The 21,539-nt window shown below is 68.5% G+C and carries 20 protein-coding genes; 11 read left to right on the forward strand and 9 right to left on the reverse strand.

What is annotated here, in order from left to right; all coding sequences use genetic code 11:
* Positions 1-21 precede the first annotated feature (21 nt).
* Positions 22-1,134: a DUF2332 domain-containing protein gene (locus OHB24_RS29105; RefSeq protein WP_327634044.1), complete on the reverse strand. Its 1,113-nt coding sequence runs from the start codon at positions 1,132-1,134 to the stop codon at positions 22-24.
* Between the two features lie 148 nt (positions 1,135-1,282).
* Between OHB24_RS29105 and OHB24_RS29110 the strand changes: the two genes are divergently transcribed.
* Together OHB24_RS29110 and OHB24_RS29115 are read left to right on the forward strand one after the other, a co-directional pair.
* Positions 1,283-1,780: a CinA family protein gene (locus OHB24_RS29110; protein ID WP_327641117.1), complete on the forward strand. Its 498-nt coding sequence runs from the start codon at positions 1,283-1,285 to the stop codon at positions 1,778-1,780.
* A 163-nt stretch (positions 1,781-1,943) separates the two neighbouring features.
* Complete coding sequence (locus OHB24_RS29115) at positions 1,944-2,231, forward strand: helix-turn-helix domain-containing protein (protein WP_131341696.1); 288 nt, start codon at positions 1,944-1,946, stop codon at positions 2,229-2,231.
* Between the two features lie 8 nt (positions 2,232-2,239).
* Here the strand turns inward: OHB24_RS29115 and OHB24_RS29120 are convergent, their stop codons facing one another.
* The 3 genes from OHB24_RS29120 to OHB24_RS29130 form a co-directional block, all read right to left on the reverse strand.
* A complete protein-coding gene (locus OHB24_RS29120; RefSeq protein WP_327634045.1) occupies positions 2,240-2,701 on the reverse strand; it encodes a DUF4262 domain-containing protein in 462 nt (153 codons plus the stop codon).
* A gap of 100 nt (positions 2,702-2,801) precedes the next feature.
* Positions 2,802-3,587: an Fpg/Nei family DNA glycosylase gene (locus OHB24_RS29125; protein ID WP_327634046.1), complete on the reverse strand. Its 786-nt coding sequence runs from the start codon at positions 3,585-3,587 to the stop codon at positions 2,802-2,804.
* Positions 3,588-3,598: 11 nt separating this feature from the next.
* Entirely contained in the window at positions 3,599-8,248 is a 4,650-nt protein-coding gene (locus OHB24_RS29130) for an ATP-dependent helicase (RefSeq protein ID WP_327634047.1), read from the reverse strand.
* A gap of 110 nt (positions 8,249-8,358) precedes the next feature.
* Between OHB24_RS29130 and OHB24_RS29135 the strand changes: the two genes are divergently transcribed.
* Both OHB24_RS29135 and OHB24_RS29140 read left to right on the forward strand, forming a co-directional pair.
* Entirely contained in the window at positions 8,359-9,471 is a 1,113-nt protein-coding gene (locus OHB24_RS29135; protein WP_327634048.1) for an LppM family (lipo)protein, read from the forward strand.
* Positions 9,468-9,662 (forward strand): DUF3046 domain-containing protein, encoded by a 195-nt coding sequence (locus OHB24_RS29140; RefSeq protein WP_327634049.1) that lies wholly within the window; start codon positions 9,468-9,470, stop codon positions 9,660-9,662. Before OHB24_RS29135 ends, OHB24_RS29140 begins: the two co-directional genes overlap by 4 nt.
* 12 nt (positions 9,663-9,674) lie before the next feature.
* Here the strand turns inward: OHB24_RS29140 and OHB24_RS29145 are convergent, their stop codons facing one another.
* The 3 genes from OHB24_RS29145 to OHB24_RS29155 form a co-directional block, all read right to left on the reverse strand.
* Complete coding sequence (locus OHB24_RS29145) at positions 9,675-11,789, reverse strand: MMPL family transporter (protein WP_327634050.1); 2,115 nt, start codon at positions 11,787-11,789, stop codon at positions 9,675-9,677.
* Between the two features lie 111 nt (positions 11,790-11,900).
* Entirely contained in the window at positions 11,901-12,461 is a 561-nt protein-coding gene (locus tag OHB24_RS29150) for a GrpB family protein (protein WP_327634051.1), read from the reverse strand.
* A gap of 41 nt (positions 12,462-12,502) precedes the next feature.
* On the reverse strand, positions 12,503-13,294 hold the full coding sequence (locus OHB24_RS29155) for a hypothetical protein (protein WP_327634052.1): 792 nt from the start codon (positions 13,292-13,294) through the stop codon (positions 12,503-12,505).
* 249 nt (positions 13,295-13,543) lie between these two features.
* Here OHB24_RS29155 and recA point away from each other — a divergent pair, with 249 nt between their 5' ends.
* From recA to OHB24_RS29175, 4 genes are all read left to right on the forward strand, one after another.
* Positions 13,544-14,614, forward strand: coding sequence for a recombinase RecA (gene recA / locus OHB24_RS29160; protein ID WP_327634053.1), 1,071 nt, complete (start codon positions 13,544-13,546; stop codon positions 14,612-14,614).
* A gap of 1,108 nt (positions 14,615-15,722) precedes the next feature.
* Positions 15,723-16,217 carry a regulatory protein RecX gene (locus OHB24_RS29165; protein ID WP_327634054.1) on the forward strand — a complete coding sequence of 165 codons (495 nt, stop codon included), beginning with the start codon at positions 15,723-15,725 and terminating at the stop codon, positions 16,215-16,217.
* A gap of 26 nt (positions 16,218-16,243) precedes the next feature.
* A complete protein-coding gene (locus OHB24_RS29170) occupies positions 16,244-16,633 on the forward strand; it encodes an MmcQ/YjbR family DNA-binding protein (RefSeq protein WP_327641118.1) in 390 nt (129 codons plus the stop codon).
* Positions 16,634-16,854: 221 nt separating this feature from the next.
* Positions 16,855-17,274, forward strand: a complete 420-nt coding sequence (locus OHB24_RS29175; protein ID WP_327634055.1) for an antitoxin — start codon at positions 16,855-16,857, stop codon at positions 17,272-17,274.
* 81 nt (positions 17,275-17,355) lie between these two features.
* Here OHB24_RS29175 and OHB24_RS29180 read toward each other — a convergent pair whose 3' ends face one another.
* Positions 17,356-17,754 carry a hypothetical protein gene (locus tag OHB24_RS29180; RefSeq protein WP_327634056.1) on the reverse strand — a complete coding sequence of 133 codons (399 nt, stop codon included), beginning with the start codon at positions 17,752-17,754 and terminating at the stop codon, positions 17,356-17,358.
* A 371-nt stretch (positions 17,755-18,125) separates the two neighbouring features.
* Here OHB24_RS29180 and OHB24_RS29185 point away from each other — a divergent pair, with 371 nt between their 5' ends.
* The 3 genes from OHB24_RS29185 (at position 18,126) to OHB24_RS29195 (ending at position 20,596) form a co-directional block, all read left to right on the forward strand.
* Complete coding sequence (locus OHB24_RS29185) at positions 18,126-18,314, forward strand: hypothetical protein (protein WP_327634057.1); 189 nt, start codon at positions 18,126-18,128, stop codon at positions 18,312-18,314.
* A gap of 84 nt (positions 18,315-18,398) precedes the next feature.
* Positions 18,399-20,105 carry a ribonuclease Y gene (gene rny / locus OHB24_RS29190; protein ID WP_327634058.1) on the forward strand — a complete coding sequence of 569 codons (1,707 nt, stop codon included), beginning with the start codon at positions 18,399-18,401 and terminating at the stop codon, positions 20,103-20,105.
* A 35-nt stretch (positions 20,106-20,140) separates the two neighbouring features.
* The gene (locus tag OHB24_RS29195) at positions 20,141-20,596 is read left to right on the forward strand and encodes a GNAT family N-acetyltransferase (RefSeq protein WP_327634059.1); all 456 of its coding nucleotides are present in this window, start codon (positions 20,141-20,143) and stop codon (positions 20,594-20,596) included.
* Here OHB24_RS29195 and OHB24_RS29200 read toward each other — a convergent pair.
* Complete coding sequence (locus tag OHB24_RS29200; RefSeq protein ID WP_327634060.1) at positions 20,593-21,528, reverse strand: neutral zinc metallopeptidase; 936 nt, start codon at positions 21,526-21,528, stop codon at positions 20,593-20,595. The genes OHB24_RS29195 and OHB24_RS29200 overlap by 4 nt on opposite strands.
* Between the last annotated feature and the right edge of the window lie 11 nt (positions 21,529-21,539).

The raw sequence follows: 21,539 nt of genomic DNA on the forward strand, positions 1-21,539 counted from the left end.
GCGGCGGGCTGGTGGGCGGGTCTACGAGTCGGCCAACCAGGCGAGCATTTCGCCGCGGAGCCAGCAGCGGCCGACCGCCGTGGCCTGCAGTGACGCGTGATCGAACACGCCCAAGCCCACGATGCTGTGCCCCGAAGCCCGCCGATCGCCGAACGTCGGCATCCCCGGCGCGACCCCAACCCCCTCGACCGACACCCACGCCACCGGCCGCCGGGTCGCCGCCTCGTCGAGCCGTTGCAGGAACCGCAACCGCCCCTCGAGATCCAGTCCCGACAACGCCCAGGTCGTGATCACCACCGGGAGTACGTCGTCAGGCACCGAGGCGATCGCCTCCGGCAGAACGTCGACCACACCACCCCGCACCAACATCGGAGGAGCCGCTTCCGCCAACGCCAACTCCGCTTCCAGCCTCGCCAACCGCTCCACCTGGTCCGGCGGCACGCATGCCCGCAGCCAACGTGCCTCGTCCACATCAGTCACATCGACCGGATCAACATCAACCACAACCCGAGCCGCAACCTGCGGCATCGCTCGTTGCGGCACTGGCCCATCGCCCACAACCGAAGCCGACACCTGCACCGCGGAGCTCGAGTCACCCAGCGACTGCCCGTTGTCGTAGGAGATCCCCACCCGATCGACAGTCAGATTCAGGCCAGCCGACCGCCCCACGTCAATCAGTCCAACCGACGTTGCCCCAACCCGCCGCGCAACCTCAGCAACAGCCGGGTACAACACCGCATGCCGCCCACCCTCATCCGCCCGAACCTTCCGCCCCGCCCCCACCTCCAAAACCAACTCCCCAACCCGCTCAACCACCCCAACCCCCACCACCCCAACCGCGGCTGATGTGGCGGCGGTGGCGTTTGCGGAGGCGAAGGCGGCGGCTAGATCTGGGGCCTGTCCGGAGAGGGCGAGGTCGTGAAGTGCAGCCAGGATGACCGTCGGATGGCGTCGGCGTGGCGGCGCGTTCTCGATCACTCGAAGCGCCTCAGGAGACTCGCTCAACGCGATCGCCATGCGCGCGTACAGCGGCGAGAGCTTCACCCCATCGGCCTCACCGAACCGCCGATACACCTCCGCGAGAGTACGTCCGCGCACCCCGCCCTTCGCGCTCCCACCAGTCGCCTCCGGCATTCGAACGAGTCTAGCCACGCACCCCACCCACCCAGTTCAGGCCGATTCAGCCCCCCGGAGACCAACGTTCATGTGGGTGGCGTGGCATGGGTTGGGTGCGGGGTGGTGTTGGGTGGTGGGTGTCGGGTTGGCGCGTGTTGGGAGCGAGATGGCCGTGGGCGGCGGGGTTGAGGCGGCGGTTGAGCGGCTCGTGGGGTTGTTGCTGGAACATCGCGTGACGCTGGCTACTGCTGAGTCGTTGACTGGTGGGATGGTCGGGGCGATTCTGACGGATGTGCCGGGGGTGTCGGCTGTGTATCGGGGTGGCGTGGTCGTGTACGCGACTGACCTGAAGGCCAAGCTTGCGGGCGTTCCGGAGGAGCTGCTGGCTGCTGTGGGCCCGGTGCACGCGGATACGGCTGCCGCATTGGCCAGCGGTGTGCGGGAGCGTCTGGAGGCGGACTACGGGCTCGCGACGACCGGTGTGGCCGGACCGGACCCGCAGGCGGGTGTCGAAGCCGGCACGGTGTACGTCGCCGCTGCCGGACCGGGCTCGGTGCAGGTGCGGAAGTTGCAGCTGAGCGGTGATCGGGCAGCTGTACGCCGGGGGAGTGTGCAGGCCGTCCTGGAACTCGGAGCAGAACTTGTGGCGGAAGAACTCGACTGATCGGGGTGTTGGGACCAGCATGGGGACAGGTAAGGCAGACTGGCACGGCGCACCGAAGGTGGACATTGCGAGAAGTAGTGACCCAGCAACAGGTACCGTTGGTTCCTACGGCCGAGCTACCGTGCGAGTAGACGCGGCCGGACAGGCGGAAGGGAGAAACCTCATGGTGCTGGTTCGTGGCCTCCTGGGCGACGTGCTGCGGCGTAAGCGGCTGCGCCAGGGGCGCACTCTGCGCGAGGTATCCGCCGACGCACGCGTCAGTCTCGGCTATCTGTCCGAGGTCGAGCGCGGTCAGAAGGAAGCTTCGAGCGAGTTGCTGGCGGCCATCTGCATGGCGCTGGAAGTGCCGTTGTCGACGGTGTTCGCCGAGGTCAGCGAAGATCTGGCGCGCGAAGAGGCCCTGGTGCTCGCGCACCCGGCCATCGAGCCCGAGGTCGTGGCCGCGGCCTGAGCCGCGGGTCATCGGACGCCTCCGTCGGGAGCCGAACCGCTGCTGGACGGCTGGATGAGTGCTGTCCGGGTCGGCCAGACGAGTTGGAGCGCGGGCAGCGGCGGCTGACCGGGCCGCCGGAACATCGTGTTGGCGGTGAACAGGTGGTGCGCCGAGTCGGGAAATCGGAGGAGCTCGGCGGTGTGCGGAGGCGGGAAGAAGCCGGACAGGTCGTCTCCCTCGTCGAAGGCCGCGCCTTCCATCACCGCCCAGGCGAGCGGCTTGAGCCCTAGGTAGGCGTAGTCGGGCTCCGGATCGAAGACGATGATCTCCGGATGCCGGTACAGACTGAGGCCGAGTGTGTACCCGAAGGCAGGGTTCCGGCCGCCGTCGCCCTCGATGAACTGCATCGTCCAGCCGTACGTCTGGATGTTTCGCTCGAGCTGTCGCGAGTACCGCTCGTCGTCGAGGCCGCCGCACTTGTCGCACATCACCATCTCCTCTCGCTCGAACAGGTGTTCGATGCATCAGGGAAGGTATCCGTGTTCGCTGCCGCCGGAGTCGTTGTCCACAGGGCAATTCCGGCGGGAATCAGGCTTCGGGCTGGCAGGCCGGGCACCAGTAGGTGACCCGTTCACGGGTCGGCTCGCCGAGGGAGGACGTGAGGATCGTCGTACCGCAGCGGCGGCAGGGTTTGCCGGCGCGTTCGAACACCCAGGAGCGTTGTCCCGGCCGGTCGATGCCTGTGCTGACCTGGGCGCCGTTGCGGACGTTGGCCTTCATCAGCTTGCGGCTCAGGTCGACCGTGGCGGGGACGTCGACAGCCTCGACAGGGCGCCACGGGTGCAAGCCGAGCAGGAAGCAGACCTCGGTGCGGTAGAAGTTGCCGATCCCGGCGAGGTTGCGTTGGTCGAGCAGCGCCTCGCTGATGGTGCGTCCCGGATCGGACTCGACGTTCGAGATCGCGAGTGCGCGATCGAACGTCGGCGACAGGAGATCGGGGCCGAGATGCCCGACGACGGTGTCTTCCTTGCCGGCGGCGACGAGGTCGAGCACCGGGAGCCGATACCCGACGGCTGTCCATGGCGCGGTTTCGAGGATCACGCGGATCTCGTGGTCGGGTCCGCCGCGCCAACGCTCGCCGGGACGGTACAGATGCCAGCTGCCGTCCATCCGGAAGTGACTGTGCAGCGTGAGGCCACCGGACATCCGCATCAGAATGTGCTTGCCGCGTGCAACGACCTCCAGCACCGTCCGTCCGCTCAGATCGGTCGTCGCCAGCGAAGGCACCCGGAAGTCCGTGCGAACGAGTTCCTGCCCGGCAAGAGCCTGATTCAGCCGCTTGCAGGCCCGCCAGACGGTGTCACCTTCAGGCATGACCGACTACTTCACGCCCGGAGCCGCAGACCGCGCGGCGTGGCGTGGAAACCCGCCTTGGCCAAGGCATCCCCGAACGCGGTATGGCGAACCTGCTCACCGTCGGCCGTCTCCACGCTGAGCTTGCCGAGCTGACCGTCCCGGATCGACAGGGCCAACGCATCGACGGCCGGCTGCAGCAGATCGGGATCCTCCGTGAAACTGAGCACGGTCCGCCCGCCACGCTCGACGTACACGATCAGCTGTCCGTCGACCATCACGACCAACGCACCCGCCTTCCGGCCAGGTCGATGACCGCCGGCGCTTTCCCGCTCGGGCCATGGCAACGCGGCGCCATACGGGTTCGCTGGATCGGACGCAGCCAGTACGACGGCGCGCGCGGTCAACTCCTCGTCCTTCCGGCCACGAGCGGCACCGCCCGCCCGAGCGCCGCCAGGCCCGAACCGTCCCGGGGGACCGAACGGCCCGTCGGGCTTCGCCGAAGTCGGCAGCTCTGCGAGTGCCCGCAGCCGATCGACTGCGCCGGGCAACGCGAACTGGGCAGCTCCGAGCCCGGCGACGAAGTACCCGCGCCGGCACCGCCCGGACTCCTCGAACGCACTCAACACCTTGTAGACGGCCGCGAACCCACCAGGCGTCCGCTCCGTGATCACCGAACCTCGCGTCACGATGCCGTAGCGGTCGAGAAGGGTCTCGGCCGCGGCATGCGCCCTCCGGGTCGCATCCGTGCTTCGGGCCGGAAGTAACGACCATCGCCCGCCGGCCGTGGGCGGACCACTCCGTGACGGCATGGCGGGTCGTCCTGGCCGAAGCGGGCGACCTGGACGCGCGCGTGGAGTCGCTCGACGTGTTCGGTGACTGCCGCGACCCCCGCCGACGAGCGATCTGACCGGCGTCAACGTGTCGTTCGTCAGAAATCCTGCCCAGACGAGGTCCCAGAGAACGCCGACCAGCGTCTCGTCGTCGATCGCACCGGAACTGGATCCGACGACGTCGCTCAACTGCCGGAAGAAGAACGCACCGCCGCCGGACAACGCGTCCAGCACTGCCTGATGCGTTTCGCCGAGCTCGAAAGCCGGATCCGGGTCCGGCAGCGTCAAGTCGCAGTTGTCCGCCAGATGCAGCGACACCCATCCGTCCGTCCCGGGCAGTGAACCCGAGCCGGCCCACACCACTTCACCGGTCGCCGTCAGCTCGTCCAGCATCGACGGCTGATAACCGGGCACCCGCGACGGCAGCACGATCGACTCCAGCGCCGACGCCGGCACCGCGCATCCCGCGAGTTGCTCGACCGCTCCGAGAAGTACGTCGTACCCGCGGCCGCGGCTGCTCGTGATGCCTTGCCAGGCCGGCAGGAATCGCGCCAGCGCGGACGGATCGACCGGCTCGACCTCCTTCCGCAACGCGGCGAGGGAGCGCCGCCGCAGCAGCCGAAGGACTTCGCTGTCACACCACTCGAGCGCGATTCCGCCCGGCAGGAACTCGCCTTCGACGACGCGCCCGGCCGCGCTCAGCCGCCGCAGTGCGTCGGTGACGACCGCGACTCCGATGCCCAGATGAGTCGCGAGATCGATCCCGCGGAACGGTCCGTGCGTCCGCGCATACCGGGACACCAGGTCGCCGAGCGGATCGGCGACCGGCTCCGCATGCGCCTCGGAAACGCCAGGTGGCAGCGGCACCCCGAGAGCGTCGCGCAACCGGGCCACGTCCTCGACGACCGCCCAGCGATGCTCGCCCGCGATCCGCACCCTGACGACGCGACGAGCGGCCGCGAGCGACGTCAGCCACGACTCCGCGTCCGAGCCGTCGACGCACCGCTGGGTCGCCTCCGGCAACGACAGCGGTCCGATCATCCGCAGTACGTCGAACAGCCCTTCGGCATCACGCGCTCGGCGATCCTCGGCGAGGCGTTGCAGCTCGGCCTCGGTCCGCAGTACGACCTCGGCGTCGAGCAACTCCCGCAGCTCGGTCCGCCCGAGCAGCTCGGCCAGCAAGCTCTGATCCAGCGCCAACGCGGCTGCGCGCTTCTCGGCGAGCGGGCTGTCGCCTTCGTACATGAAGGCGCCGATGTAGCCGAACAGCAACGACTTCGCGAACGGCGACGCCTCGGAGGTCTCCACCTCGACGACCGAGATCCGGCGCTCGCTGATCCCGGTCAGCAGCTCCTTCAACGCAGGCAGGTCGTAGACATCCTGCAAGACCTCGCGCAGTGTCTCGAGCACGATCGGGAACGACCCGAACTTGCTTGCGACACTCAGCAACTGCGAGGCGCGCTGCCGCTGCTGCCACAGCGGCGACCGTCGTCCCGGATTGCGTCGCGGCAGCAGCAAGGCCCGCGCCGCGCACTCCCGGAACCGTGCCGCGAACAACGCCGACCCGCCGACCTCGGTGGTCACCAGATCCTCGATGTCTGCCGGATCGAACAGCACGAGATCCGCGCCCGGCGGCGGCTCGTCCGTCTCCGGCAGCCGCAGCACGATCCCGTCGTCACCGGACACCGACTGCGCGTCCATCCCGTAGCGATCCCGGAGCCGCGCAGCGATCGCCAGCGCCCACGGGCCGTGCACCTGACCGCCGTACGGCGAGTGCACGCACACCCGCCAGTCGCCGAGCTCGTCGCGGAACCGCTCGACCACGATCGTCACGTCGTCAGGCACCCGGCTGGTCGCGTCGCGCTGCTCGGCGAGATACGAGACGAGGTTGTTCGCGGCGTACTCGTCCAGGCCCGCGGACCGCGCGCGCTCGATCGCCTTGGCCGCGGGCAAGGACGCCATCTTGCGAACGAACGCGCCGGTCGCGGCGCCGAGCTCGGCCGGCCGCCCGACCGCATCGCCCTTCCAGAACGGCAATCTGCCCGGCTGGCCGGGCGCGGGGGAGACGAGCACGCGGTCGTGCGTGATGTCCTCGATCCGCCAGCTCGACGCGCCGAGGGTGAACACATCGCCGACACGCGACTCGTACACCATCTCCTCGTCGAGCTCGCCCACCCGATGGTTCGTCGACTCGCCGACCAGGAACACGCCGAACAACCCACGGTCCGGAATCGTCCCGCCGCTCGTCACCGCGAGCCGCTGCGCGCCCGGGCGACCGGAGATCTCACCGCTCACCCGGTCGAACACGATCCGCGGCCGGAGCTCCGCGAACTCGTCGGACGGATAGCGACCGGACAGCATGTCGAGCACACCGTCGTACGCCGATCTCGGCAGGGTCGCGAACGGCGCGCAGCGTCGTACCAAAGAAAAGAGCTCGTCGACGTCGATGGAGTCCAGCGAGACGATCGATACGATCTGCTGTGCAAGCACGTCCAGCGGGTTGGCCGGGATGTGCAGGCTCTCGATCAGGCCGTCGCGCATCCGCTGCACGACGACGGCGGTGTCGATCAGATCGCCGCGGAACTTGGGGAACAGGACGCCGCGCGACACCGCTCCCACTTGGTGACCCGCACGACCGACGCGCTGCAGTCCGCTGGCAACGGACGGCGGCGCCTCCACCTGGATCACGAGATCCACCGCGCCCATGTCGATGCCGAGCTCGAGGCTGCTCGTCGCCACGACGCAGGGCAGCCGGCCGGATTTCAGGTCCTCCTCGATCAGTGCCCGCTGCTCTTTGCTGACCGAGCCGTGGTGGGCTCGAGCGATCAACGGCGGCGCCGCGAGCGATCCACCCGATTGCGCCATCACCTGCGCCGGCGAGCCGAGCTCTGCCAGCTCCAGCTCGGCGCGCTCGGCAGCGATCTCGTTCAGCCTGGCGGTCAGGCGCTCGGCCAGGCGGCGCGAGTTCGAAAAGACGATCGTCGAATTGTGCTGACCGATCAGGTCGAAGACGTGCTCCTCGACATGCGGCCAGATCGACGCATGCTGCTGCGGACCGGCCGCGGATCCCGAGGTCTCCACTTCGGTCGCGGCCAGCTCGGCCATGTCCTCGACCGGTACGACGACGCTCAGATCCCACTGTTTCGTGAACTTGGGCTGCACGACCGTCACCGGCCGCTCGCCGCCGAGGAACCGCGCGACCTCCTCCACCGGTCGCACCGTCGCCGACAGGCCGATGCGCTGCGCCGGCTGCGGCAGCAGTGTGTCGAGCCGCTCGAGGGTCAGCGCGAGATGCGCACCCCGCTTGGTCCCCGCGACCGCGTGCACCTCGTCGACGATGACGGTCTCGACTCCGCGCAGCGACTCCCGGGCTTGCGAGGTCATCAACAGGAACAGGGACTCAGGAGTCGTGATGAGCACGTCGGACGGCCGCGTGGCGAACCGTCGCCGCTCGTTGGCCGGGGTGTCGCCCGAGCGCACCGCGACCTCGACGTCGATCGGCGCCTCACCGAGCCGGCGGGCGGTCTCGCGGATGCCGATCAACGGCGCGCGAAGGTTCCGCTCGACGTCGACTGCGAGCGCCTTCATCGGTGACACGTAGAGCACCCGGCAGCGCAGCTTCGGGTCGTCCGGCGGCGGTGTCGTGGCCAGCCGGTCCAGAGCCCACAGGAAGGCCGCCAGCGTCTTCCCTGAGCCGGTCGGGGCGACCACCAGCGCGTCCCGGCCCGCGGTGATGGCGTCCCACGCCTCGAGCTGGGCCGGGGTGGCCGCCTCGAAGACGTCGCCGAACCACGCCCGGGTCGCGGGCGAGAACCGGCTCAACGCGCTGGTCTTCTTCACGACGACCATCTTGCCGGGTCCCGCCGACAGTTTTCGCGGGCCGCCCGATCGCCCACCGTGAGCAGGTGCTTTTCCGTCCGGTGCGCCGGTTGTCCCCTTCGTCTGGAATGATCGGCGGCATGATGAACCGCGTACGTGCAGCCCTCGTCGTCGTGGCGTGCCTGGTCGGGCTGACCGGGTGCGTCAAGCTCGACGCCGACCTGAAGGTCGGGTCGAACGAGACGGTCTCGGGGAACATGAAGATCGGGGTGGACAAGCAGCTGCTGCAGTCCAGCGGCCAGTCCCTCGACAAGATCCGCCAGCAGATCGAGAGCAGCATCAAGTCGACTGCGACGCAGGGCGTCGAGTGCAAGTCGTACGAGGACGACAAGTACGTCGGCTCCAACTGCACCTTCCAGAACGTGCCGTTCGACAAGATGGGCAGCTCGAGCGGCGAAGGCGTCGGCCTCACCAAGGACGGCGACAAGGTCAAGGTGACGGTCGATGCCGGCGATCTGAGCAGCAACCTGCCGTCTGGCGGCAGCCAGCCTGAGGTGAACTTCAAGGTCACCATGCCGGGCAAGATCCTCGAGCACGACAGCGGCGCCAAGGTCAGCGGCCGTACGGCGACGTACGACAGCCTCGACAAGCTCGGGAAGATCTCGCTGACCTCCGAGGCCGGTGGCGGGTTCCCGATGTGGGCACTGATCCTGATCATCGTGCTCGTGCTGCTGGCGATCGGCGCTGCGGTGTTCTTCATCCTGCGTAGCCGCAAGGCGCAGCAGGGGCCGCAGGGCTACGGCCAGCAGTTCCCGGGGCAGTACCCGGGCCAGCCGGGTCAGTACGGCGGCCAGCCGGGTCAGTACCCGGGCCAGCCCGGTCAGTACGGCCAGCAGGGTCCCGGTGGGCAGTACCCGGGACAGCCCGGTCAGTACGGCGGTCAGCAGGGACAGCCTGGTCAGTACCCGGGTCAGCCGCCGCAGGGTCAGCAGCCTGGGCAGCAGCAGTACCCTGGGCAGCCTCAGCAGGGTCAGGGGGAGTGGGGCTCGCAGCAGCCGCCTCAGCAGGGTCCTGGCGGTTGGGGACAGCAGCCTGGCCAGGGTCAGCAGCCTGGTCAGCAGCAGCAGGGTTACGGTCAGCAGCCGCCGCCGCAGCAGGGTGGTTGGGGCCAGCAGGGTGGTCCGTCGGCGCCTCAGCAGGGGCAGCAGGGCGGTTGGGGACCGCCGCCGAAGGACAATGACGGGCAGGCATGAGACTGACGGAATTCTGGTCCCGGATGGATCACCATCTCGGGACCGCGTATGCACGGACCTGGGCAGAGACCCAGGTGGTCCAGGAGCTCGGCGGCCGCACGGTCGTCGAGGCCCTGGCCGACGGTGAGGCCGCCAAGTTCGTCTGGCGGGCCGTCTGGAAGCACCTCAATCTCCCCGCCAGCGAACGCTGACAGCCCACTCGATCAGGTTCTGGTGAGCGTCGACTCACCCTCGGGGAGGCTGTCGGCCGGCCCGGGATCGCGCTGACGGGCCAGTCGGCTCGGCCACCACAGGTGTCGGCCGATGTCCAGGTTCAGCGCCGTGACCAGTACGGCGCGGACGACGATGGTGTCGAGCAGTACGCCGAGCGCGACCGCGATGCCGATCTCCGCGAAAGCCACCACCGGCAGCGTCGCCAGCACCGCGAACGTCCCCGCCAGCACGAGTCCGGCCGACGTGATCACCCCGCCGGTCGCGGCCACTCCGATCAGCGCTCCGCGCCGGGTGCCGTGGGTCTTCGCCTCCTCGTGCACGCGCGTCATCAGGAAGATGTTGTAGTCGATGCCCAAGGCAACCAGGAAGACGAAGACGAACAGCGGCAACGACGTGTCCGCACCCTCGAAGCCGAGTGCCTTGAACACGAGTGAGCTGATCCCGAGCGCCGCGCCGAACGACAGTACGACGGTTGCCACCAGCATCACCGGCGCGACCAGTGCCCGCAGCAACAGTGCGAGGATCGCCAGCACCACCGCGAGCACCACCGGGATGATCAGCTTGTTGTCGTGAGCGGACGCGCGCTGCGTGTCCAGCAGGATCGCGGCACCACCGCCGGCGAGCGCGTCGGCGTCCGGCACTGCGTGGACGGACGCCCGTACACGATCGACGGTGTCCTTCGCGGCCTGCGTGTCCACCGCGTCGGTCATGGTGCCCTCGAGGTACGCCAGTCCGCCGGCCACCCGCGGCTCCGCCACTGCAGCGATGCCTTGCGTCGAGGACATCGCCGTACGGACCTCCGCGGCCTTGTCAGCCTTGCTCACCACGACTAGCGGGTTGCCTGCGCCGGCCGGGAAATGGGCGGCCACGGTCTTCTCTCCGACTACGGAGTCCGGCGTACCGACGAAGGACTCCTCGTTGGACAGCCCGTTGGCGTCGAGTGTCAGCATGCCGAGGGCGGCGATGCCCAGGAGTACGGACGTGGTGATCCAGGTCAGCCGCGGCCGTACGGCGATCCGTCGGCCTATGCGACCCCAGACACTCGTCTCGGTGTGGTCATCCGATCCGTACGTCGGACGGAGCGGCCAGAACACCCAACGACCACAGATGACGAGCAGCGCGGGCAGCAAGGTCAGCATGGCGAGCAGTGCGACCACGATGCCGACTGCTGCGACCGGACCGAGCCCGCGGGTGGAGTTCATCGAGGCGAACAGCAGACAGAGCATGCCTGCTACCACTGTGGATCCTGATGCGATGATCGCGGGGCCGGACCGGTGCAGAGCGAATGCCATCGCCTCATGCCTGTCCTGATGCTTCCTGAGTTCCTCGCGGTAGCGGGCTATCAGTAAGAGGGCATAGTCCGTCCCCGCGCCGAACACAAGGACTGTCAGGATGCCTGCGCTCTGGGCGTTGACGGTCAGGTCGGCGCGCGTCGCCAAGACGTAGATGACGGCCTGCGCGGCGAAGAGTGCGACACCTGCGGCGAGGACTGGCAGCAGCCACAGCACAGGACTCCGGTAGGTGAGCAGAAGGATGACGATCACTACGGCTGCAGCGGAGTACAGGAGTTTGCCGTCGATACCTGCGAAGGCCTCTTGCGAGTCGGCGGCGAATCCGCCCGGTCCGGTCACGTGGAAGGACAGTCCGTCCGGCCGGTCCGCCGCGATCCGCCTGATGTCGTCGGCACGCGCACCGATGGTCTCCCAGCCTCCGGAGCCGGCGTTGATCGGTACGAGCACCTGGAGTGCCTTGCGATCCTCCGACGGGATCGGCCCGATGACGTCACGGTCGACGTCCTGCAGGTCGCCGTACTGCGCCACCTGTCGGGCGACCGCTTGCTGGTCGGCGGGAGTGATACCGGACGAGCGTTCGTACACCAGCACAGCCGGAATCTCGTCCGGGGACGAGAACTGCTCGGTCGCCTTCAAGACCTCGGTGGACTCGGCCTTACCGGGCAGCCACGAGACAGAGTCGTTCTCTTGCGCACCGGTCAGCTTGCCCGCTGGACTGAAGGACACCCCTATTGCGACGATCCACAGTGCCAGCACGATCCACTTGGACACCTTGCCGCACGGCAACGCCGCCAGCCGCCCCACTCCGCGCACCCGAACCACCCCTGAACCAGCCTGGTGGCTGCGCCAGACAGGGTCAACGACCACTCGGTAGTACTGCGCTCACCGTGCGTCCTCCTGCCTGGACGGGCACCGGTTCAGTACTCAGATTGTCCAGCCGGTGCGGGCTGCCCATTCCTCCGCCGGCAGGTAGATGAGATCGCAGACCGGGTCCTTCAGGTCGCTGTAGTCGCCGATCTCGAGCCGGAGCGCGGCCGCGTGCTGCTTGAACACGGCGTACGCCCGCGCCGTCTCCGGATGACTGCGCAGATAGTCGCGGAACAGCAGCGCGTACCGCTGGTTGGCCCGCCCTGCCACGCGGATGTGGAGGTTCACCCGGCGCCGGTACATGGGCTCGACCAGCATCCGCTTCACCCACTGGATGTCGTCCGCGGGCAGACCTGGCACCGGGTGGTCGCGCCGCGGCGGGCGGGGCTCCCAGTCCGCGGCGGCCATCCGCTCGGCGACGTCGTCCAGGTCCGGTTCGGTACCGACCGTCACCTGGATGTCGAGGATGTCCTTGGCCGGCAGGCCAGGCACCGAGGTGGAGCCGATGTGGTCGATCCGCTGGGCCAACTCGCCGAGCAGTCCGCCGATCACCTGCGCGGTCTTCTGGTACTGCGCGGGCCAGGTGTCGTCCGGCCGCGCGATGACGATCCCAGTCATGCGGAGATCATCCCAGTACTGCGGTGGCAGGTCCCAGCCTTTTACACCGGTTTGACCCGGAACGCGCTGGTGGTCAGCAGATCTGCGGCCTCGTACGCCGCCTTCCTGATGCCCTTGCGCTCGTCGAAGAAGCCGCCGACCACGCCCACGCCGGGGAGCTTCCCGACGAACCGGGCGCCCAGGCTGCCGCGTGGACGTTCCTCGAACACCTCGCCGAGTCCGCCGAACAGCTTGCTGAGCCGCCAGACCAGCCGGACGCCCTTGCGCAACCCCATGTCCGTTGCGACCTCGTCGAGGCCCAACTGCTCGGAGACGTCCTTGCCGGCGATCTCCGGGTCGTCGTACTTGAGGACCTCGTCCGGCGTGATCGGGCGGTCGGTGAGTACGCGGATGATGATCGACGTACGGTCGGCATGCGCTTCCACGCCGTACTCGCGGCAGACCGCGCCGATGACCATCGCCTGCACAGCCGCGCCGAGGGTGTCCTTCATCGGCAGCCGGTCCGCAGCCGCGCCGCTGAGCCGGGGGAGACCGGCGACGACCGCGGCGAACCCGCCGAGGCGCTCGACCCACCAGTCGCAGCGCTTGGCCAGCGGGAGCGTCGGCCACTCCTCGTGGCCGGGCACCTTCATCTTCAGCAGCCGGTCGATCGCGAGGATCAGACCCTTCTCGGCGAGGTTCGGCTTCTCCTGGGCGGAGTACTCGGCCAGGACGGTGCGGATGCCGAACGGGTCCTGGGAGCGGAGCGCGTCGAGCACGATGTCGATACCGAATTCGACCCGGCTGATCGCGAGGACCACGGCGGAATCGGGTACGTCGGGACGGTCTGTCACGTCCGCAAGAGTAAGGATCAGCTGGGTCAGGATGGTTGCCGGAACAGCTTCGGCGTGTCAGTTGTGATTCGAACACGTGTTCGGGATACTTTGGTGCTCGGAAGGTGGTTGGACGGGCCGAGTTGTCCACAGATTCGAAGTCGCGGCGAAAACTGTCCGAGGCAACGAATACCTTCTCTGGCGACAACAAAGTTCCTTCGGGTGGCCGGCGTCGGCCCCGGATTATCAGATGGGTCAGGTGGCAGTCACATGGCGGGTGTAGCGAGTGCGGAGCGCGCGGCGGCCGATCGCGAGAAGGCGCTTGCGACCGCGCTGACGCAGATCGAGCGGCAGTGCGGCAAGGGATCGGTGATGCGGCTGGGCGAGCAGAACCGGCCGCCGATCGAGGTCATCCCGACCGGGTCGATCGCGCTCGACATCGCGCTCGGGATCGGCGGTCTGCCGCGCGGTCGGGTGGTGGAGATCTACGGTCCGGAGTCCTCCGGTAAGACGACGGTCGCGCTGCACGCGGTCGCGAACGCTCAGCGGGCCGGCGGGATCGCGGCCTTCATCGACGCCGAGCACGCTCTCGACCCGGAGTACGCGCGGAAGCTGGGCGTCGACACCGACGCGCTGCTGGTCTCGCAGCCCGACTCCGGTGAGCAGGCCCTGGAGATCGCCGACATGCTGGTCCGCTCCGGCGCGATCGACATCGTCGTGATCGACTCGGTGGCCGCGCTGGTGCCGCGGGCCGAGATCGAGGGCGAGATGGGCGACAGCCACGTCGGTCTGCAGGCCCGGCTGATGAGCCAGGCGCTGCGGAAGATGACCGGTGCGGTCAGCGGGACGAACACGACCGCGATCTTCATCAACCAGCTGCGCGAGAAGATCGGCGTGATGTTCGGCTCGCCGGAGACGACGACCGGTGGTAAGGCGCTGAAGTTCTACGCCTCGGTCCGGCTGGACGTGCGCCGGATCGAGTCGCTCAAGGACGGCACGGACGTGGTCGGCAACCGGACCCGCGTCAAGGTCGTGAAGAACAAGGTGGCCCCGCCGTTCAAGCAGGCCGAGTTCGACATCATCTACGGCCAGGGCATCAGCCGCGAGGGCAGCCTGCTCGACCTCGGTGTGGATCAGGGCTTCGTCCGCAAGGCCGGCGCCTGGTTCACGTACGAGAGCGACCAGCTCGGCCAGGGCCGGGAGAACGCGCGGAACTTCCTGCGCGACAACCCCGATCTGGCCAACGAGCTGGAGAAGAAGATCAAGGAGAAGATGGGCATCGGACCGACCCTTGACCAGCCGGCCGGTGAAGCCGCGGCCGAGGTCGATGTCGACTTCTGACCGACCCTCCGCGGGCGGCAGCGTCCCCCGGCAGCCATCAGCTGCCGACGACGCTGCCCCCGCGGCGCTGTCTCTACCTCACGACGAACGCCTCGCCCTGGCCCGCAAACTCCTGGCCGAAGGGGCGACCGCGTCCGCGACCACCGCGGAGCCCTTCACCACGGAGCCAGCTGCCGCCGAGCGCACGTCGTACCGGCGTACATCGGCCCGGCAGGTGTCCGCGGAGCGCGATGCCGCGCGATCGGCTTCCTCGCCGGGCGATGTTGGTCCGGGTGGTGCAGGCAACGCAACTGGTGCGTCTGGTGACAGTGACGGTTCCTCGGTCGGCTCGAGGCGAGGAGGTCGTCGTACTCGGGGTCGTGGTGCGAGCGCTGCCGACCCGTGGGAGAACTCCGACGACTTCCTGGACAGCGGGGAGTCGGAGCGGAGTACGGCGCGACGTACCGGCTCCATCAGACGAACCGCTGGCGCCGTCGACCCCTGGGCTGACGAGGACACGCGGACCGTCCAGGCCTTCGAAAGCCAGGCCGCCGCGCGCCGAGTCGAGGCGCAGGCCTTCGCCGACGATTCAGCCTCGCGCGACGTCCTCGACACAGCCGATGCCTTCGACCCGTGGTCAGACCCGGTCGTTACCTCTGTCGACGACCCATCGCCGAGCACCACATCACGTGCTTCCAGCCGCACGAAGCAACCTCGCCCCAGCACGCCAACGGCAGCATCTGACGAGGCACCTGCCTCCGAGGCCAGCGACGCACCCACGGACGCACGTGCTAGCGGACCGGAGGCACTCACCGACGCACGGACTGCCGGATCCGCGGAAGCACCTGCCGATGCATCCGGCAACGGAGTACCTGTGGAAGCGCCCACCGGGCGAATCGGCGGCTCGGTTGGTGGACCCCCGCCGACGAGTGCCGCGGGTTCTGCCGGTGGCGGTGCGGGCTCGGCAGGTGCTGGGGGAGGCTCGGCTCGGAGCAGGGCCGGGCGGGGGAGTGCTGGGCGGCGGCGCGTTGGTGGGGGATTCGGGCGGCGAGGGAAGCGGCCTGTTGGGGAGGAGCCTCAGGGGACGGGGGATCCGGAGCTCGATGGAGCGGCGGCGGACCCGTACTCGGTGGCTCGGACGATCTTGCTGGACAAATTGTCGGGACAGCCACGGACCCGGGCCGAGTTGGCCGATGTGCTGGCGGAGCGGGACATTCCGGACGAGGTGGCCGACGCGGTGCTGGATCGGTTCACCGACGTCGGGTTGATCGACGATGCCGCGTTCGCGAATGCGTGGGTGGAGTCGCGGCATCGCGGGCGTGGGCTGGGGAAGCGGGCGCTGGCACAGGAGCTTCGGCGGCGCGGGGTGGACGACGAGTTGGCGCGGGATGCGCTCGAGGAGCTGCAACCTGAGCAGGAAGAGGAGAAGGCTCGCGAGCTGGTACGGCGGAAGTTGCGGTCGATGCGTTCGCTGGAGCGGCAGGTGGCGATGCGGCGGCTGCTCGGAATGCTGGCGCGCAAGGGATATCCGGGCGGCCTCGCGATGACCGTCATCAAAGAAGAGCTCGACGCCGCCCACGAAGAGTTGCCGCTCCTCGACTCCTCCGGTCTCGAACCCGAGTAGTTCCTGGCGGTAGCGTCGGTGGGGTGATGACCTTGGGCGATGTGGAGCGGGTGGTCTTGGGGTTGCCGGGGACCGAGGAGGCGACTCGGCACGGGATGCGGACGTGGAAGGTCGGGGGGAAGGCGTACGCGTGGGAGCGGCCGTTCAGCAAGGCGGATTTGAAGCGGTTCGGGGACGAGACGCCGCCGGGCGGGCCGATCGTCGCGCTGGTGGTCGAGGATCTCGCGGAGAAGGAAGCCGTGCTGCAGGCGCGAGCGGGGGACGGGTTCTTCACGATTCCGCATTTCAATGGGTACGCCGCGGTGCTTGTCCAGCTGGACGAGGTATCTGAGTCCGGCCTGGAGGAGGCGTTGCTCGACGCGTGGTTGGTCCACGCGCCGGCGGACGTCGCCAAGGCACACCTCGGTAGCAAGTAGCCCGCGATCCGAGCCACCATTCCGGAGTCCGGAGCCCCGCTGATCGGGGGTTTGTAGGAGTGGGGATTACGGAGGGTGACGTGGGTTCGGGGGGTGGGCTGCGGCGAGGGGCGTTGACGGGTGCGGCGTGACGGTGTGTTATCCGAGGTAGGGCCGGTATTTGCTCCGGTCCGTAGGCTGTGATTTTCCGTCGATCCGCCCCAGACACCGCGGAGGGTGCAATGAACGATTTCCAGGAACAGGCGAAGAACTGGCTCCGGAATGTCGTCAAGGAGAACCCGGACAAGATCAAGGCCGGAGTCGAGAAGGCCGGCGATCTGATCGACAAGCAGACCGGCGGGAAGTACGCGGAGAAGGTCGACGCAGTCCAGCAGAAGGTCGGCGGCTTCGTCGACAAGCACAACTCAGAAGAGACTCCGAGCCCCGCGGGAACAGAATCCGCGCCCGCGGCGCCGCCTGAGCCCACTCAAGCAGCCACTGAAGCAGCGACTGAAGCAGCCACGTCCGAGCCCACCGCGGCAGCGTCCGAGTCGACTGAGGCGGCTCCTGAATCCACCGCTGGAGCCTCGGCCGGCACGTCCGAAGCACCCGGTGAGTCGGAAGAGCGGGCCGGGTCGCAGGGCAGCAGCACGAGCAGCTAGCCCACCAGCTCCACGGAACGGTCAGCTCGACCACGTTGGCTGGTGGGGTCGAGCTGACCCGGCACGTCTGGGGAGGTTTGCCTAGTTCAGCGAGGTGTTGCCTCGGTACACCTGTTCGTTGTGCACGACCAGGGGCTCGGTCCGGTCCTCTTCATGGAAGCGGATCGAGCCCAGGTAGTGGCCGGATCGGGTGTGCTGGGCAAGCCAGGTGATGAGTTGGTCGACTGGGTCGAGTTCGTCGGGATGGAGTTCCTGGCGTACTACGACGGGGCGACTGGCGTGGTCGACGATCGGCGTACCGTCCTCGCCGAAGACCCAGTCGCCGTCCTCGTCGACGAGGACGCCGGGCTCGCCGGTGACGATCGTCAGGTCCGCGGGGCGTTCGCCGAGACCGAGATGCCAGCGGAGCTCGGCCAGTTCGGCCGGGGGAGTGTCAGGTCGGAGATCGACGGTGAGGATCACGTCGTACCAGTCGCCCATGGCGCGACAGCGTGCCACAGGCGCAGGTCGCCCGGGGATCCGGAGTAGACCACCTTGGTGGGTGGTCTTGTCGAGATCGGCGGTGGCGTCGGTGAGTGTCCGTCTTGACCGGGTGGTGGGGCGCGCCTAGCCTCGGCATCAGGAAGGGATGAATCCACCGGTACGGTGGCGGATATGTGGAACGGCGGGTTGGCGAAACTACCGACCGGCCGGGAAAACGCAACCACGCTCGACCGAGCTGAAGGAAGGACGACGGCGTCGTGCAAACGCTGTCGGATAGACGGCACCGCGCGTAATACCTGAACGGCAGCAGCCCGACAGGACACGAGCGGGGCCATCGTGGTCTCCGAGGGTTCAACCGGCGACGCACGGTGAGCAAGCAACGCTGGGCGGCTGCGGATGCGGCGTCCCTGCAGTCGGCGGACGGGGGTTCGCGGACCGCGAGCACGCTGGGCAGCACAGCAGCAGCGAGTGCGCAGCAGCACCGTCGGCATCGCCGGAAGTGGCAGCACCGGTACCGCCTCAGCCGAGGTGGCGCCGGCACCGCCGTACCCCGGTGACGCCTTACCGAACGGCCGGCTGGCTGATCCCTTCGACCGATGGCCACAGTCCCGCGTGGGACTCGAAGGAGAGGGGAGACGCCGATGACCGCGATGTCCGTTGGCCTGGCCCTGATCGGATTGCTGATCGCCGGACTACTGGCTTGGATCGGCCTCACTCTCTCCCGCCGGAAGGCCGTGGACCTCTCGACCTCCCAACAGGAGGCCACGCAGCGAGAGAGCGCGCAGCTTGAGGCCGCACAACTCGAGGCAGCTCAGCTCCAGGAAGGCGCGAAGTCCGCGGCGGATCTGGTACGTCGGCAGGCCGAGGAGGACGCCGCCGTACTGCGGACGCGTGCCGAGTTGGCCGAACAGCGCGCCGAGGAGGTCCGTCGCGCGGCGGAGGACCGGGCGTCCGAGGTACGGCGGGATGCCGACCAGCGGGCGTCCGACGTACGCCGGGAGGCCGAGGCGGAGGCGCAGTCGATCCGGGACGACCTGCGTGAGCAGCGGCTGGAGATGGAGCGCCGCGACCACCGGCTGACCGAACGCGAGGAGCGGCTCGACGAGCAGCACCGCGGGATCGAGGAACGCCACAGCGAGCTGACCACGCAGCTGGCCGAGCTGGATCAGCGCAAACAAGAGATCAAGGACCTCGAGGACGAGCGCCGCCGGATCCTCGAAGGCGTCGCGAACCTGACGACCGAGCAGGCGAGGGCCGAGCTGGTCGCGGCGATCGAGGACGAGGCGAAGCGGCACGCGCACACGATCGTCCGCGACATCGAGCGGCAGGCGCTCGACGAGGGTGAGACGAAGGCGCGCAAGATCATCACCGGCGCGGTGCAGCGGCTGGCCTCCGAGCAGACCAGCGAGTCGGTCGTGTCCGTCGTCCACCTGCCGAGCGACGACATGAAGGGCCGGATCATCGGCCGCGAGGGCCGCAACATCCGGTCGTTCGAGCAGACCACCGGCGTGAACCTGATCATCGACGACACCCCGGAAGCGGTGCTGCTGTCCTGCTTCGACCCGGTCCGGCGGGAGACCGCGCGGCTGACCCTCGACTCGCTGGTGCTGGACGGCCGGATCCACCCGAGCCGGATCGAGGAGATCTACGAGCGCAGCAAGGGTGAGGTGGCCGAGCTGTGCGAGCGGGCGGCCGAGGACGCGATGGCCGACGTCGGGATCACCGATCTGCATCCGGAGCTGGTCCGGACGATGGGGCTGCTGCGCTACCGGACGTCGTACGGGCAGAACGTGCTGAAGCATCTGGTCGAGTCGGCGCACATCGCCGGGATGATGGCGGCCGAGCTCGGGCTGGATCCGAAGCTGTGCAAGCGCGGCGCGTTCCTGCACGACATCGGGAAGGCGCTCACGCACGAGTCCGAGGGCAGCCACGCGATCGTCGGTGCGGAGCTGGCGCGCAAGTACGGCGAGAACGATGACGTCGTTCACTGCATCGAGGCGCACCACAACGAGGTCGAGGTCCGTACCGTCGAGGCCGTGCTGACGCAGGCGGCCGACGCCGTCAGTGGCGGTCGGCCGGGTGCGCGGCGCGAGTCGCTGGAGGCCTACGTGCAGCGGCTAGAACGGCTCGAGGAGATCGCGATGCACCACGAGGGTGTGGAGAAGGTGTTCGCGATGCAGGCCGGCCGGGAGATCCGCGTGATGGTGCTGCCGGACGCGGTCGACGACATCGCGGCGCAGGTGATGGCCCGCGACATCGCGAAACAGGTCGAGGAGGAGCTCACGTATCCCGGTCAGATCCGCGTGACCGTCGTACGGGAGTCCCGCGCGACGGAGGTCGCGAAATAGTCATCAGACCTGCCACGAAAGCCGACGTCGAGCGGATGGTCGACGCGTTGGCGGGGGAGCCGGCCGCGCAGCACCACATCCGGGCTCGTTGGGATACCCAGCAGTCCGACGACGGGGTCTACCTGATCGCGGAGCGCGACGGGAAGATCGTCGGTCAGACGATTCTGCTCCGGCGTTCGAAGTACGACGAACTTCGCGCCGACGCGGACCCGGCCGAGATCAACGCCCTGCAGGCCTACGTCCGCCGGCAGGGCATCGGTACGGCGATCATCCGCGCGGCCGAGGCGATCGCGGCGGGGGAGTGGAACCGGTCGGCGATCGGGATCGCCGTTGGACTCGACAACGACCAGGCCCGGACGCTGTACGAGCGGCTCGGGTACGAGCCGTGGTCCGGTCCGCAGTTGCTGGACTACTGGACCGAGCAGGCGGCCGACGGAAGCGTCGTACGCACGCACAGCGCTCCCTGTGAGTACTTGCTCAAGACCTTCTAGGCGACGCTGGCGGCCGATGCGGTGAAGGTGTTGCACGCGGACGGCGTACCGGCGTCGAAGCCGCGGCGGGTCCAGCGGCTGTGGCTCTTGCTGCTGCCGTGGTCGCGCTGCGTGCCCCACTCGTCGCCACGGTGGCTGATGGTCCAGAGCCACCGCTGCCGCCACGAGCCGGCGACGGGGAAGTAGGTCCGGTCGGCGCCCAGGTAGACACCGCTGAGACAGGACGCCTGGAGTTCGATTCGGCGGCTCTCCAGCAGGTGAGCGTCCACGCCGTTGAGGTAGCTCGTCCGTGTTGCGGAGGCGTCGCTGATGCCGATCAGGCGCTGAATGTGGTGGCCGTACTCGTGGGCGACCAGGTGGGCCATCGTGGTGCGTGCCCACAGCTTGTTGTACTTGCGGTAGTTGTCGATGTCGAACGTGGCGTTCATCGAGATCGTGCCACTGCCGCAGTACGCGGCAGAGTCCTGCACGTCGCACAGGGTGCGGGTCTTCCCGGTGAAAACCTCCAGACGCGGTGGCATGAATGTGAAGCCGGCCTTCTCGATCACCGGCTTCCACACCTTGTCCAGGCAGCGGATGTACTCCGTGTAGTACCTCCGCACGTTCGCCACCGACGTTGGGCGGACCGACGGCTCCTTGCAGCGTGAGGCGGGCAGGCGGCCGACGCGGTAGAGCGGGTTCTGGGCGAGGACCCGCTGCTTGGCCGCGAGCATCTGAGCGACAGAGTCGACAGTCGGAGTCGTACGGGTCGGACTAGGTGTCGGAGGCTCAGGCGTGGGTGAAGGGGTTGGCGTTGCTGTAGGAGTCCGAGTCGTCAGCGTCCCGCCGGCGGTCGGCAGGTCGTCACTCCCGCCGGCCTGTCGTACGACGACGATCCCGACGGCCGCGAGTACGACAACGACAGCAGTGACCAACCCAGCCCGCGCATTCACCCGCGGCAGCC

Source organism: Kribbella sp. NBC_00482 (genome assembly GCF_036013725.1).
GTDB lineage: Bacteria > Actinomycetota > Actinomycetes > Propionibacteriales > Kribbellaceae > Kribbella.

What these genes read in the sequence shown, in the direction of transcription:
- OHB24_RS29105 (WP_327634044.1), bottom strand. Translation starts at nt 1,134, where the DNA reads ATGCCGGAGGCGACTGGTGGGAGCGCGAAGGGCGGGGTGCGCGGACGT.
- OHB24_RS29110 (WP_327641117.1), top strand. Translation starts at nt 1,283, where the DNA reads ATGGCCGTGGGCGGCGGGGTTGAGGCGGCGGTTGAGCGGCTCGTGGGG.
- OHB24_RS29115 (WP_131341696.1), top strand. Translation starts at nt 1,944, where the DNA reads ATGGTGCTGGTTCGTGGCCTCCTGGGCGACGTGCTGCGGCGTAAGCGG.
- OHB24_RS29120 (WP_327634045.1), bottom strand. Translation starts at nt 2,701, where the DNA reads ATGTGCGACAAGTGCGGCGGCCTCGACGACGAGCGGTACTCGCGACAG.
- OHB24_RS29125 (WP_327634046.1), bottom strand. Translation starts at nt 3,587, where the DNA reads ATGCCTGAAGGTGACACCGTCTGGCGGGCCTGCAAGCGGCTGAATCAG.
- OHB24_RS29130 (WP_327634047.1), bottom strand. Translation starts at nt 8,248, where the DNA reads ATGGTCGTCGTGAAGAAGACCAGCGCGTTGAGCCGGTTCTCGCCCGCG.
- OHB24_RS29135 (WP_327634048.1), top strand. Translation starts at nt 8,359, where the DNA reads ATGATGAACCGCGTACGTGCAGCCCTCGTCGTCGTGGCGTGCCTGGTC.
- OHB24_RS29140 (WP_327634049.1), top strand. Translation starts at nt 9,468, where the DNA reads ATGAGACTGACGGAATTCTGGTCCCGGATGGATCACCATCTCGGGACC.
- OHB24_RS29150 (WP_327634051.1), bottom strand. Translation starts at nt 12,461, where the DNA reads ATGACTGGGATCGTCATCGCGCGGCCGGACGACACCTGGCCCGCGCAG.
- recA (WP_327634053.1), top strand. Translation starts at nt 13,544, where the DNA reads ATGGCGGGTGTAGCGAGTGCGGAGCGCGCGGCGGCCGATCGCGAGAAG.
- OHB24_RS29170 (WP_327641118.1), top strand. Translation starts at nt 16,244, where the DNA reads ATGACCTTGGGCGATGTGGAGCGGGTGGTCTTGGGGTTGCCGGGGACC.
- OHB24_RS29175 (WP_327634055.1), top strand. Translation starts at nt 16,855, where the DNA reads ATGAACGATTTCCAGGAACAGGCGAAGAACTGGCTCCGGAATGTCGTC.
- OHB24_RS29180 (WP_327634056.1), bottom strand. Translation starts at nt 17,754, where the DNA reads ATGGGCGACTGGTACGACGTGATCCTCACCGTCGATCTCCGACCTGAC.
- rny (WP_327634058.1), top strand. Translation starts at nt 18,399, where the DNA reads ATGACCGCGATGTCCGTTGGCCTGGCCCTGATCGGATTGCTGATCGCC.
- OHB24_RS29195 (WP_327634059.1), top strand. Translation starts at nt 20,141, where the DNA reads ATGGTCGACGCGTTGGCGGGGGAGCCGGCCGCGCAGCACCACATCCGG.